Here is a 12,449-nt window from a genome sequence, read left to right as displayed (position 1 = left end):
CGCGAGCGGGTACAGGCTTTCCGGTGTGGAGTACCGACACCTCGGCCGTTCCGGCCTGAAGATCAGCGAGATCACCTACGGCAACTGGCTGACCCACGGGTCCCAGGTGGAGAACGAGGCGGCGGTGGCGTGCGTGCACGCCGCCCTCGACGCCGGCATCTCGACCTTCGACACCGCCGACGTCTACGCCAACACCGCCGCCGAGACCGTCCTGGGGGAGGCGTTGAAGGGGCAGCGGCGGGAGTCCCTGGAGATCCTCACCAAGGTCTTCGGGCCCATCGGCCCCAAGGGGCACAACGACACCGGCCTGTCCCGCAAGCACGTCCTGGAGGCGTGCGAGGGGTCGCTGCGCCGGCTCGGCACCGACCACATCGACCTCTACCAGGCGCACCGCTACGACTACGCGACGCCGCTGGAGGAGACGATGCAGGCGTTCGCCGACCTCGTGCGGCAGGGCAAGGTCCTGTACGTCGGCGTCAGTGAGTGGACGTCCGAGCAGCTGCGCGCCGGTGCCGAGCTGGCGAAGGACCTCGGCGTCTCCCTCGTGTCCAACCAGCCGCAGTACTCGATGCTGTGGCGCGTCATCGAGGAGGAGGTCGTCCCGACCTCGAAGGAGCTGGGCATCAGCCAGGTCGTGTGGTCGCCCATCGCCCAGGGCGTCCTCACCGGCAAGTACACCCCGGGCGGTGACCTGCCCGCCGGCTCCCGCGCCACCGACGACAAGGGCGGCGCGAGCATGATCCAGCGCTGGATGCGCGACGACGTCCTGTCCCGCGTCCAGGAGCTCAAGCCCATCGCGGCGGACCTGGACCTGTCGATGGCGCAGCTCGCCGTCGCCTGGGTGCTGCAGAACGAGAACGTCGCCACCGCGATCATCGGCGCGTCCCGGCCCGAGCAGGTGCACGACAACGCCGCCGCGGCGGGCGTGAGGATCCCGGCCGACGCCCTGGAGCGCATCGACGCCGTCCTCGGGGACGTCGTGGAGCGCGACCCGGCCAAGACCCACGAGTCCTCGCCCAAGCAGCGCGAGGTCTAGGCCCTCAGGACTCCCCGGCCGGGCGCGGGACGGCGCGGAACGCGCGGGTGTCCCACGACGCCACCGGCGGGGGGACCCGGGCGGGGCTCAGCGCGCGGGCGGGGACGGGCTGCGGCCCGGACCCCGCCCGCAGCGCGCGGGTCCGCACCGACCGGCCGACGACCTCCAGCAGCGTCGAGACCAGCGCCACGAGCATGAGGATCCAGCCCACGGCCGTCAGGTCGACGACCGCGAGGTCGACGTGGACGGCGAAGGCCAGCACGGCGCCGACGGTGAACGCGAAGCTGTGGTTCGTGAGGTGCACGGGGCGAGCCTGGGTCTCGGTCGGCCGTTCCGGGACCCGACGTCACCCGCCCGTCCGAGCCGGGTCGCCCGCGGAGGCCAGCGCGACGACCCGCCGCGAGGGCGCCTGCGCGCAGCGTCACCCTCGACGGTGGAGGGCCGTCACGGACGTAGGATCGAGGGCGCACACCGCACGCCGATCCAGGGAGTTCCGTGGCCGTCCAGCCGATCCGCCTCTTCGGGGACCCGGTCCTGCGCCAGCGCGCGGCCGAGGTCACCACCTTCGACAAGGAGCTGCGCCAGCTCGTCAAGGACCTCGAGGAGACGATGCTCGCCGCCCCCGGCGCCGGGCTGGCCGCGCCCCAGCTCGGCGTCTCGCTGCGCGTGTTCACCTACCACGCCGACGGTGAGCTCGGGCACCTCGTCAACCCCGTCCTGGACCTGTCGGAGGAGTGCCAGGAGGGCGACGAGGGGTGCCTGTCGTTCCCCGGGATCGTCGCCGACACGAAGCGTTCCCTGCACGTCGTCGCCACGGGCTTCGACATGCACGGTGAACCCGTGACCATCTCCGGCTCGGAGTTCAAGGCCCGCGCCATCCAGCACGAGACCGACCACCTCGACGGCGTCCTGTTCATCGACCGCCTCGACAAGGCCCAGCGCAAGCTCGCGCTCAAGGCCGTCCGCGAGGCGGAGTGGATGGGCCTGGAGACCCCGCAGGTCAAGGTGTCCCCGCACGCCACCTTCGGGCAGGCCAGGTAGTGCGCCTCGTCGTCGCCGGCACCCCCGACGTCGCCCTCGCCCCCCTCGAGGCGCTGCTCGCCAGCCGCCACGAGGTCGTCGCCGTCCTGACCCGCCCCGACGCCGCGGCCGGGCGGGGTCGCCGGCAGGCCGCCTCACCCGTCGCCCGGCGCGCGCGGGAGCTCGGGCTGCCCGTCCTGCAACCGGCCCGCCCCCGCGGTGCGGAGTTCCTCGCCGAGCTGCGCTCCTACGCCCCCGACGCCTGCCCCGTCGTGGCCTACGGCGCGCTCGTGCCCGCCGAGGCGCTCGCCGTCCCGCGGCTGGGCTGGCTGAACCTGCACTTCTCGCTGCTGCCGGCCTGGCGCGGCGCGGCCCCCGTGCAGCGCGCCGTCATGGCCGGTGACGAGGTCACCGGCGCGTGCGTGTTCCAGCTCGAGGAGGGCCTGGACACCGGCCCCGTGCACGCCTCGCTGCGCGAACCCGTCGGGGCGCGCGACACCGCCGGGGACCTGCTGGACCGGCTCGCCGTCTCCGGGGCCCGGCTCCTGGTCGACGTCCTCGACGCGCTCGAGGACGGCACCGCGGCCGCGACGCCCCAGAGCGGGCAGGCGACCCTGGCGCCGAAGATCGACGTGGCGGAGGCGCGGGTGGACTGGACCGCGAGCGCCGTGCACGTCGACCGCCTCGTGCGCGGCTGCACCCCCGACCCGGGGGCGTGGACGACGTTCCGCGGCGAGCGGGTCAAGCTCGGGCCGGTCGTGCCCGCCGAGGGGCCGGACCTGGCGCCGGGCGGCGTGCTCGTGGAGAAGAAGCGCGTGCTCGTGGGGACCGGGGCGGGCGTGGTCGCCCTCGGCACCGTGCAGGCCGCGGGGAAGAAGGCGATGGGCGCGTCCGACTGGGCGCGCGGGACCCGGCCGCAGCCGGGGGAGGAGTTCGCGTGACCGGTCCGTCCGTCCCCGGGGTGCGCACCCCCCGTCGCGGGGTGAAGCAGGACCGCTTCACCCGCGTCGACCCGGCCCGCGCCGTCGCGTTCGAGGTGCTGCGCGCCGTCGCCACCCAGGACGCCTACGCCAACCTCGTGCTGCCGAAGCTGCTGCGCGAGAAGCGGTTGGGTGGTCGTGACGCCGCCTTCGCCACCGAGCTGGCCTACGGCGTGCTGCGCGGGCGCGGCACCTACGACGCGCTGCTGGCCACCCTCGTGGACCGGCCGCTGGCCGACCTCGACGACGGCGTGCTCGACGTCCTGCGGATGGGCCTGCACCAGTTGCTCGCCATGCGCGTGCCCGACCACGCGGCCGTCGCCACGTCCGTCGCGGTCGCGCGCACCCACGTCGGCGGCGGGCCGTCCGGGCTCGTCAACGCCGTGCTGCGCAAGGCCTCGGGCCGGGACCTGACCGAGTGGGCGGCCCAGGTCGCCCCCGGGGAGGGCGACGACGACCTCGCCGTCCGGTACTCCCACCCGCAGTGGGTGGTCCGCAGCCTGCGCGAGGCGCTGCGCGCGCACGGCCACGACGCGGGCGAGCTCGTCGACCTGCTCGTCGCCGACAACACCCCCGCCCACGTCGCGCTCGCCGCGCTGCCCGGTCTCAGCGCCGTGGACGACCTCGTCGGCCGCGACGCCCACGTCGAGGTCGGCACGGGCCGCTGGTCGCCGGCCGCGGCGCACGTCGTGCACGGCGACCCCGGCCGCCTCGCCGCCGTCCGCGCCGGGCGCGCCCGCGTCCAGGACGAGGGGTCCCAGCTCGTCGCGCTGCTGCTGGCCGCGGCCGACGTCGAGGGCCGCGACGAGCGGTGGCTGGACCTGTGCGCCGGACCCGGCGGGAAGGCCGCGCTGCTGGCCGCCACCGCCGCCGGGCGCGGCGCCGCCCTCACCGCCGTCGAGGTCGCCCCGCACCGCGCCGACCTCGTCCGCCAGGCCCTGGCCCCCGTCGAGGCCGTGGCCCCGGGGACCGTCGAGGTGCGGGTGGGGGACGGCCGGGAGGTCGGCGCCGCCGAACCCGGCGCCTACGACCGCGTCCTCGTCGACGCCCCCTGCACGGGCCTGGGCGCCCTGCGGCGGCGCCCGGAGGCCCGCTGGCGGCGCACCCCCGCCGACCTCGGCGGCCTCGCGCCCCTGCAGCGCGACCTGCTCGGCTCCGCGCTCGACGCCGTCCGCCCCGGCGGCGTCGTGGCCTACGCGACGTGCTCGCCCGTGCTGTCCGAGACGCGCCTCGTCGTCGACGACGCGCTCAAGGCCGCCGCCAAGCGCGGGGTCGCAGCGGAACGGATCGACACCCCCGCCGTGCTGGAGCGGGTCGTCCCCGGGCTGCCCGGGGCCGGCGCCGGGCTCGGCGTGCAGCTGTGGCCCCACACCCACGGCACCGACGCGATGCACGTGGCCCTGGTCCGTCGCACGGGCTGAGGCACGGACCGGGTGCGGCGTCCCGGAGGGGACCGGACCGCTGAACCGGTGACAGCGGAGGGACGTAGGTCCCCGATCGGGGGATCTGGTCACGATCGGGCCGGCGGGTGGGCGAGGATGCCGTCCGTGACCTGGATCGAGGACCTCGCCCGCCGCGCCGACGCCGCGCTGCCCGACTACGTGTCGGCCTACTACCACTCCTCCGCCGGCGACGGGTCCTGCGACCGCGAGGGCCTGGCCGACTGGAACGCCTTCCGGTTGCGCCCGGCGGTCCTGCACGACGCCTCCGCCCAGGACACCACGGCCGAGGTCCTCGGCACCGCGGTCGCCGCCCCGATCCTCGTCGCCCCCATGGCCCAGCAGGTCGGCGCCCGCCCCGAGGGCGAGGTGCTCACCGCCGCCGGTGCCGCCAAGGCCGGCACCCTGCTCGGGGTCTCCACCAACACCGGTGCCCGCTTCGACGACATCGCCGCCCAGGGCGCCCCCTGGTGGTACCAGGTGTACGTCGCCCGCAACCGCGAGGCGACCCGCCTGCTCGTCGAGCGCGCCGCCGCCGCCGGGGCCCGCGCGCTCATCCTCACCGTCGACACCACCCCCATCGGGCGCGAGATCCCGGCCATCGACCCGCGCAACTGGCCCGAGGGCCCGCGCAAGAACCGCACGGCCAACCTCACCGCGGCCGAGCTGGAACGCTTCGGCCCCGACACCGACATGGCCCTGGACCTCACCCCGGACACCATCGGCTGGCTCGCCGAGGTCTCCGGGCTGCCCGTGCTGTGCAAGGGGGTGCTCACCGCCCGGGACGCGCGCCGCTGCGTCGACGGCGGCGCGGAGGGGATCATCGTCTCCACCCACGGCGGCCGCCGCCTGGGCAACTCCGTGACCTCCGCCTACGCCCTGCCCGAGATCCTCGCCGAGGTCGGCGCCGAGGTGGAGGTCCACGTCGACTCCGGCATCCGCGGCGGGGCGCAGGCCGCCGTGGCGCTCGCGCTCGGCGCGCGGGCCGTGCACGTCGGGCGGCCCGTGATGTGGGGGCTGGCGGCCGACGGCGCGGACGGGGTCGCCGACGTGCTCACCCGCTACCAGGGCGAGCTGGCCACGACGCTGCGGCAGATGGGCATCGGCTCGATCCGCGACCTGCGGCCCGGTGACGTCGTGACCCGCTGAACCTCTGGACCGCCCGCTCAGTCCAGCCGGTGGACGAGGGAGTCCAGCCGCGCCGCGATCTGCGCGACGTCGTCGAGGGTGCCGTCGGCGACGTCGCGGGTCAGGGCCAGACCCGCGCGCACGGGTGTGGCCCCCACCCCTGTGCCGTTGAGGTGGAGCATGGCCAGGGCCGACAGCAGCGCCGTGCGCTCGTTGCCGTCGAGCAGGGGGCGGGTGCGCACCAGGGAGTGCAGCAGCGAGGCCGCCTTGCGGGACAGGTCGGGGTAGGCGTCCTGGCCGAGCACCTGCAGCTGCGGGCGCTGCACGGCCAGGGCCAGCAGCCCGGCGTCGCGGACGTCGAACGGGCCGTCGGGGAAGACGCGGGTGAAGCGGACGACGTCGCCGACCGTGAGGTAGCGGACGGGGCGGATCACGTCCGCGGCACGCCCACGAGGTCGTTGCCGCTGAGGTCGCCGGCCAGGGAGTCGAACAGGTCGCGGTTCTCGGCGTAGATGGCGCGGGCGATGTCCTGCACGTCGGCGCGGTCGGCGTCGTCGGCCTGCTCCAGCAGCCGCTCGACGAGGCGCTGGCGGGACACCCCGGGGTGGCGGGCCTGCAGCCGTTCGAGCATCCCCCGGTGCGCGTCGTCGAGGCGCAGGGTGAAGGCGGTGGTCGACATGACGTCACGGTACACCAGTGGTGCACCGTGACGTCAGTCCCGTCGCGCGATCGGCCCTACCCGGCCGTCGCGGCCGTCTGCAGCACGTCGTCGACCCACGCGCGGGCCAGGTCCGCGGCCGCCTCCCGCCCGGCGGCGTCGTGCCGGCCGTAGGGGCCCACCCGCCGCGCCCCCAGCCCGCGCAGGGTCTCCTCGAGGATCTCGCTGCCGCGCGAGTACGTCCGGGAGTAGCTGCGGTCGCCCAGCCCGAACACCGCGAACCGCAGCCCGCTCAGGTCCGGTCGCCGCTGCAGCAGATCCGCGTGGAAGGCGCGCGCGGTGGTCGGCAGCTCCCCGTCGCCGTAGGTCGAGCAGACCAGCACCACCAGCCGCTCCGGGTCCAGGACGTCGGGACCGGCCTCGGCCAGGTCCACGACCCGCACGGGGTGCCGGCCGGAGAGGTGGTCGGCGAGCTCGTCGGCCACCAGCTCCCCGTTGCCCGACTCGGTGGCGTACACGATCGTCACCGGCGGGCCGTCCCGGCCCTCCGAGGCCGCGGCGGCGGGCGCGGACCCCCCGGGCAGGCCGGTGGCCGTCGCCGCGATGCGGCGCAGCTCCCCGGCGTCGGTCAGCTTGCGCCGCAGGCGACCGGGCAGCGCCCCGCGCGTCTCGTGCGCCTCGATGAGCAGCCAGCCGTCGTAACCGGTCGCCGCGGGCAGCGCGCCGCTGAGGGACCGCCAGCCGGGTGCGCCGGGGCAGGTGGCGAGGTCCGCGGCGATGGTCCGGGCCAGCTCGCGGGCGTCGGTGCGCTGGGAGGGGATCGTGCCCCGCGGCCCGCGCCGCGCCCAGCCGGCGGCGTACAGGCCCGGTTCGATCCGCCCGCTGGCCCGGGCGGCCCCGTCCAGGACGGCCAGCCGCTGACCGGCGTCGGCGGTGAACCCGATGGCCGTGACGACCCCGTCCACGTCCAGGACCGTCGTCTCCTGCGGCCCCGCCTCGGCGGTGCAGCACGCCCGCACCTCCAGCCCGGTCACCGCGTCCTGGCCGAGCACCCGCACGGGGGTGTGGCCGAACCACCAGTGCACCTGCAACCGGGCCCCCGGCACACCGGGTGCGCCCAGCAGGTCGAGCACGAGCTGCGAGCGCGGGTCCTGCGCGCCCGCCAGGGTGTCCGGCCCGACGCCGTGGACGACGTGCTCCAGGCCGGGCAGGTCCAGGACCTCCCGCAGCGCGGGGACGTCGAACTTCGCCGCCGCCGGCAGCGAGCGGCCGAGCACGTGCAGGACGCGCAGGTCCCCGCCCAGGCGCCGGTGCGCCTCGTCGTCGACGTCGCTGCCGGCCAGGTCCTCGGGCCGCTTGGCCAGCAACCGCACCACGTCCAGCGCCACGTTGCCGTGCCCCACCACGGCGACGGCGGCCCCCAGGCGCGGTGCCGGCCGGGCCTCCCCGGGGTGGCCGTTGAGCAGGCGCGTGATGCGCCCCGCGCCGTGCACCCCCGGCAGGTCGGCGCCCGGGACCTCCCACCGGGCGTCCTCGTGCAGCCCGTGGGCCAGCACGACGGCGTCGAAGGCCGAGCGCAGCTGCGCGAGCTGGACGTCGGAGCCGACCTCGACACCCCCGACGAAGCGGACCCCGTCCTCCTCGAAGAGCCGGGCGAACTGCCGGCTGACGGCCTTGGTGCCCTGGTGGTCGCCGGCCACGCCGTGCCGCACCAGCCCGTAGGGGACCGGCAGCCGGTCCAGGACGGTCACCTCGGCCCGCGGCAGCGCCTTGCGCACGGCCTGGGCCGTGTAGCAGCCCGACGGGCCGGACCCGACGACGGCGACGTGCGGACCCGGCGCCGGGACCCGGGCGGAGCGCTGCGGGTCCCAGGTGACCGGCAGCGACGTCATGCCGCGGAACACCCAGCCGGCGGCCTGCGGCGGGTCGTGCTCGACCGTGGCCAGGTCCGGGAGCCGCTCGAACAGCCGGGGCAGGGCGACGGCGGCGACCTCGGCGCGCGCGACCGCGGCGCCCAGACAGACGTGGACGCCCTTGCCGAACGCCAGGTGGGCGCCCCCGCCTTCCCGGGTCGCGTCGAAGACGTCCGGCCGCGACCAGACGCGCTCGTCGCGGTTGGCCGAGAGCAGGCAGATGCCCAGCTTGGCCCCGGCGGGCAGGTGGACCCCCTGCAGGTCGACGTCGCGGGTGGTCTGGCGCGAGTACATCCCGATGGGGGCCACCCAGCGGATCGTCTCGTCGAACACCGCGTCCCACGTCGAGGTCCCCTCGGCCACGAGCCGGCGCTGCTCGGGGTGGGTCAGCAGGGCCCACGCGGCGACCCCGATCGCGTCGCGCGGCTCGTTCAGCCCGCCGCCGATGGTCATCTTGACGTTCGCGCGCACCGAGGCCAGGGGCATCTGCTGCTCGGGCAGGCGCAGGAGCGCGGACAGCAGGCTGTCGTCGGGGTGCTCGGCGTGCCAGGTGAGCATCTCGTCGAGGGCGACGTCGACCTCGTCGTAGGAGGCCTGGCCCCTGGCCCACACCCCGGGGTCGTCGGCGTAGTTCCCGGTCGCGTCGATCATCGTCTGGGACCAGCGCTGCAGGTCCTGCTGGGTGGCGTTGTGGAACCCCAGGACGGCGCGCAGGTTCTCCGCCGCGTAGGGCGCGGCGAAGTCGCGCACCAGGTCGGCGCCGGGACCGAGGTCCAGGAACTCACCGAGGTACCGCTCGGCGGTGCGCTCGAACTGCGGCAGCCACGCCTTGCGCACCACCCCGGGTCGCAGGACCGGTTGCCAGGCGCGCCGCTCGACGTGGTGCTGCGGGTCGTCGCGGCGGAGCATGGAGTGCCCCATCGCCCGGATCATCAGCGACCCCTCCTCGTCGGCGGAGAAGGTGCCCTGGTCCAGCTCGGTGTCGTGGACCGCGGCGTAGGAGGTCACGAGGTACCGCCCCACGGCCGGGACCCAGTGCACGCCGCCCTCGGCGCGCAACCGCTCGAAGACGGGGAACGGGTCGCGGTGCAGGTCCGGGATCGTCACCCAGTCGGCGACGGGGGCGGGTCGTGCGGGTCCGGGCATCTGTCTCTTCCTCGAGGTCGGGTTTCGCGGGGGACGGGGTGCTCTCACCCGGCCGGTGCGGGAGCACCGGTGCCCAGGACGAGGAGCACCGGGTCGAACACCGTGCCGGGGCGGTAGGTGTCGAAGAACACCTCCGCGCCCAGGGCGGTCAGCACCGGGCGGGGGTGGCGCACCGTGGCGCCGTCGGTCGTCCCCCCGCCCAGGTCCAGAAACGTCCGCCGGCCCCCGGGTTCGTCCTCGTCGGCGACGGTGAGCCACCGGCGGCCGCCGTGGTCGAGCACCTCCGGGTCCGCCCAGCGGACCACCAGCATCCCCTGGTGCCCCGAGCAGGTGACGGTGCCGCCGAACCGCAGGACGGCCGGGTCGGGGGAGGGCAGCGGGGGGAAGTGGAAACTCCCGTCGGGCAGGCGGGTGGCGCCGCCGGCCACCTCCACCACGCCGTCGTCCATCGACTCGACGTAGTCGGTGAACGAGCGCTTGAGGGCCCAGACCAGACCCGGCCCGGCGGTCACCCCGGCGGTCACCCCTGCACGCCCCGCGACCGCAGGCGCGTCCTGGTCCCTGCCGGAGCCCTTCGCACGGCGGACATCAGTACCTCCTCGTACCCGACGACGGGTCCACTGTCCGACGTGGTCCGCGCCCACGCAACTGACCGTTTGTGCGGGTGAAGCGCAGCGTCCTTGCGGTGCAGCGGGGTTGCTCCCCGTGGATGGACGCACGATGATCGGGCCGGGTCGCCGTCCGGCCGTCGGTGTCGACGCACGGGTGGGTGACCCCGCTCCGGGGAACCTCCACGGTTCCCCACCGCAGTTCCGACCGCAGTTCCCGACCGCAGTTCCCTGCCCGCCGTGACGAGGGAGTCACCGATGCCCGCACCCAGCCCGAACCCGGTCCGGAGCGTGTCGGCCGCCGAACGCCGGCGCGTCGCCACCGCGACCGTGATCGGCACGACCATCGAGTGGTACGACTTCTTCATCTACGCCAACGCCGCGGGGCTGGTGTTCGCGCAGACCTACTTCGCCCCCGCCGGGGAGTCCACGGCCCTGCTCCTCTCCTTCGCCACCGTCGGGCTGAGCTTCCTGTTCCGTCCCCTCGGCGCGTTCCTGGCCGGGCACTTCGGGGACCGGATCGGCCGCAAGCGCGTGCTGGTCGCCACGCTGCTGCTCATGGGTGGGGCCACGACCCTGGTCGGGCTGCTGCCCACCTACGCCCAGATCGGGGTCGCGGCCCCCGTCCTGCTGCTCCTGCTGCGGATCCTGCAGGGCGTCTCGGCCGGCGGGGAGTGGGGTGGGGCGGTGCTCATGGCCGTGGAGAACGCCCCCGCGGCCCGCCGCGGTCGCTACGGGGCCTACCCCCAGATCGGTGTCCCGCTGGGGATGCTGCTCGCCTCGGGCGTCCTGGCCCTCATGAGCGGGGTCTTCGCCCGCGGGGACGCGTTCGTGGACTGGGGCTGGCGCGTCCCGTTCCTGCTGAGCTTCGTGCTCCTCGTCGTCGGTGTCGTCGTGCGCCGCACCGTCGAGGAGAGCCCGGTCTTCCGCGACATCGCCGCCCGGGGGGCCACGACCCGCGTCCCGGTCGTGCGCCTGTTCCGCCACCACGCCCTGCTGGTGGTCCTGGCGGCGCTGACGTTCGCCGGCAACAACGCCGCCGGGTACATGACCACCGGGGGGTTCATCCAGAGCTACGCGACGAGGGCGGACGGCCCCCTGGGCATGGACCGGACCGCGGTCCTGGCCTCGGTGTCCCTCGCCGCGCTGGTGTGGCTGGTCACGACGTTCACCGCCGGTGTCGTCTCCGACCGCATCGGCCGCCGCTCGACGTACGTCCTGGGCTGGGTCTTCCTGCTGGTGGCGATCTTCCCGATGTTCGCCCTGGTGAACACCGGCGAGGTCGTCCTGCTCGCCCTGGGGTTGTCGATGTTCACCATCGGCACGGGCCTGACCTACGGCCCGCAGGCGGCGTTCTTCTCGGAGCTGTTCCCCGCCTCCATCCGGTTCTCCGGGGTGTCCATCTCCTACGCGCTCGGTGCGATCCTGGGCGGGGCGTTCGCCCCGACCATCGCCACGGCGCTGGTGCAGCGCACCGGTTCCCTGTACACCGTCGGGTGGTACCTCACCGGCATCGCCCTGCTCGGGTTCGCCGCGACCCTGCTCATCCGCGACCGCCGGGGCATCGACCTGGGACCGGAGAATGAGGAGGAACAGGCCCGCAACCCGATCTACGGGATGCACCGCGGCAGCACCCCGGCCGTGCGGGCGACCGTGCCGGCTCACGCCGGGAAGGACGACCGCCCGCTGTAGCCGAAGTCGCTCAGCAGCGAGACGCCGTTGACGGCCCGGGACCGCGGGGAACTGAGGAACAGCACGGCCCACGCGACGTCGTCGGCGGAGTTCACCGGGTACCCGGCCCCGGTGAAGTCGTCCACCCCCAGCCCGCGGCGGGCCATCGGGGTGTCCGTGATCGAGGGGCAGACGCTGTTGACCCGGATCCCGCTGCCCGCCGCGGGGTCCGGCAGCAGGTCGGCGGACAACTCGTGGGCCAGCACCCGGGTCAGTTGCACGAGGGCGCCCTTGGAGGCGCCGTAGGCGATCATCCCCGGCGCGGTGACGAACCCGGAGTCCGAACCGACGAACGTCACGCTGGGGGCCGGGGAGCGGCGCAGGTGCGGGCAGGCGTGCTGCACCGCCGAGAACGCGGCGGCGACGTTGACCTCCAGCACGTCGCGGAACCCGGCGCGGGTGACCTCCTGCACCCCCGCCCCGAACTCCCCGTCGACCCCGGCCGAGACGACGACGTGGTCCAGACCGCCGAGGCGGCCGGCCAGGTGCTGCACCGCGGCGCCCAGGGCGTCGTCGTCGCGCACGTCCACGACCCCGGTCTCCAGCGCGTCGCGGTGCGGGGACAGTTCCCCGGCCAGGGCCCGCTCGACCGATGCGGCGCTGCGGCTGAGCACCCCGACGCGGGCCCCCTCCTGCGCGAAGGCCCGCGCGCACGCCAGCCCGATGCCCGAGGCACCCCCCACGACCAGGACCCGCGCCCCGGTCAGTCCCAGGTCCGGCACCGCCGACCTCCTCCTCGTCCCGTCCTGCCGTCGCGTCCTGCCGTTCCGTGCTGTCTCCTCCCCCGCGG

At 75.4% G+C, this 12,449-nt stretch carries 12 protein-coding genes; 6 read left to right on the top strand and 6 right to left on the bottom strand.

What is annotated here, in order from left to right; genetic code table 11:
* The first annotated feature begins 25 nt into the window (after nt 1-25).
* Nucleotides 26-1,036, top strand: coding sequence for an aldo/keto reductase family protein (locus tag AB2L27_RS02655; protein ID WP_370439915.1), 1,011 nt, complete (start codon nt 26-28; stop codon nt 1,034-1,036).
* A gap of 4 nt (nt 1,037-1,040) precedes the next feature.
* Here AB2L27_RS02655 and AB2L27_RS02650 read toward each other — a convergent pair whose 3' ends face one another.
* The gene (locus AB2L27_RS02650) at nt 1,041-1,340 is read right to left on the bottom strand and encodes a DUF6458 family protein (RefSeq protein ID WP_370439914.1); all 300 of its coding nucleotides are present in this window, start codon (nt 1,338-1,340) and stop codon (nt 1,041-1,043) included.
* A 191-nt stretch (nt 1,341-1,531) separates the two neighbouring features.
* Between AB2L27_RS02650 and def the strand changes: the two genes are divergently transcribed.
* From def to AB2L27_RS02630, 4 genes are all read left to right on the top strand, one after another.
* On the top strand, nt 1,532-2,077 hold the full coding sequence (def, locus tag AB2L27_RS02645; protein ID WP_370439913.1) for a peptide deformylase: 546 nt from the start codon (nt 1,532-1,534) through the stop codon (nt 2,075-2,077).
* Nucleotides 2,077-2,997 carry a methionyl-tRNA formyltransferase gene (gene fmt / locus AB2L27_RS02640; protein ID WP_370439912.1) on the top strand — a complete coding sequence of 307 codons (921 nt, stop codon included), beginning with the start codon at nt 2,077-2,079 and terminating at the stop codon, nt 2,995-2,997. Before def ends, fmt begins: the two co-directional genes overlap by 1 nt.
* Nucleotides 2,994-4,457 (top strand): RsmB/NOP family class I SAM-dependent RNA methyltransferase, encoded by a 1,464-nt coding sequence (locus AB2L27_RS02635; RefSeq protein WP_370439911.1) that lies wholly within the window; start codon nt 2,994-2,996, stop codon nt 4,455-4,457. Before fmt ends, AB2L27_RS02635 begins: the two co-directional genes overlap by 4 nt.
* Before the next feature lie 126 nt (nt 4,458-4,583).
* Entirely contained in the window at nt 4,584-5,624 is a 1,041-nt protein-coding gene (locus AB2L27_RS02630) for an alpha-hydroxy acid oxidase (protein ID WP_370439910.1), read from the top strand.
* A gap of 17 nt (nt 5,625-5,641) precedes the next feature.
* On the opposite strand, the gene AB2L27_RS02625 is transcribed toward AB2L27_RS02630, so the two are convergent.
* Genes AB2L27_RS02625 through AB2L27_RS02610 form a run of 4 tightly spaced genes read right to left on the bottom strand, consistent with a single transcriptional unit; the run spans nt 5,642 to nt 9,844 of the window.
* Entirely contained in the window at nt 5,642-6,037 is a 396-nt protein-coding gene (locus AB2L27_RS02625) for a type II toxin-antitoxin system death-on-curing family toxin (protein WP_370439909.1), read from the bottom strand.
* Nucleotides 6,034-6,282 (bottom strand): hypothetical protein, encoded by a 249-nt coding sequence (locus tag AB2L27_RS02620; protein WP_370439908.1) that lies wholly within the window; start codon nt 6,280-6,282, stop codon nt 6,034-6,036. Before AB2L27_RS02620 ends, AB2L27_RS02625 begins: the two co-directional genes overlap by 4 nt.
* Before the next feature lie 56 nt (nt 6,283-6,338).
* Nucleotides 6,339-9,320, bottom strand: coding sequence for a cytochrome P450 (locus tag AB2L27_RS02615; protein WP_370439907.1), 2,982 nt, complete (start codon nt 9,318-9,320; stop codon nt 6,339-6,341).
* Between the two features lie 44 nt (nt 9,321-9,364).
* Entirely contained in the window at nt 9,365-9,844 is a 480-nt protein-coding gene (locus AB2L27_RS02610) for an HtaA domain-containing protein (protein ID WP_370439906.1), read from the bottom strand.
* A gap of 342 nt (nt 9,845-10,186) precedes the next feature.
* On the opposite strand from AB2L27_RS02610, the gene AB2L27_RS02605 reads away from it, so the two are divergent.
* Nucleotides 10,187-11,620 (top strand): MFS transporter, encoded by a 1,434-nt coding sequence (locus AB2L27_RS02605; RefSeq protein WP_370439905.1) that lies wholly within the window; start codon nt 10,187-10,189, stop codon nt 11,618-11,620.
* Here the strand turns inward: AB2L27_RS02605 and AB2L27_RS02600 are convergent.
* Nucleotides 11,590-12,381, bottom strand: a complete 792-nt coding sequence (locus AB2L27_RS02600; protein WP_370439904.1) for an SDR family NAD(P)-dependent oxidoreductase — start codon at nt 12,379-12,381, stop codon at nt 11,590-11,592. The genes AB2L27_RS02605 and AB2L27_RS02600 overlap by 31 nt on opposite strands.
* Between the last annotated feature and the right edge of the window lie 68 nt (nt 12,382-12,449).

This window comes from Kineococcus halophytocola (genome assembly GCF_041276425.1).
In the GTDB taxonomy this organism is placed as follows: domain Bacteria; phylum Actinomycetota; class Actinomycetes; order Actinomycetales; family Kineococcaceae; genus Kineococcus; species Kineococcus halophytocola.
The sequence above is the reverse complement of the archived record's forward strand: the minus strand, read 5'-3'. Positions and strand labels throughout refer to the sequence as shown.

Bases quoted from the DNA above. Each gene is read 5' to 3' on its own strand.
- AB2L27_RS02620 (WP_370439908.1), bottom strand. From the start codon at position 6,282: ATGTCGACCACCGCCTTCACCCTGCGCCTCGACGACGCGCACCGGGGG.
- AB2L27_RS02605 (WP_370439905.1), top strand. From the start codon at position 10,187: ATGCCCGCACCCAGCCCGAACCCGGTCCGGAGCGTGTCGGCCGCCGAA.
- AB2L27_RS02615 (WP_370439907.1), bottom strand. From the start codon at position 9,320: ATGCCCGGACCCGCACGACCCGCCCCCGTCGCCGACTGGGTGACGATC.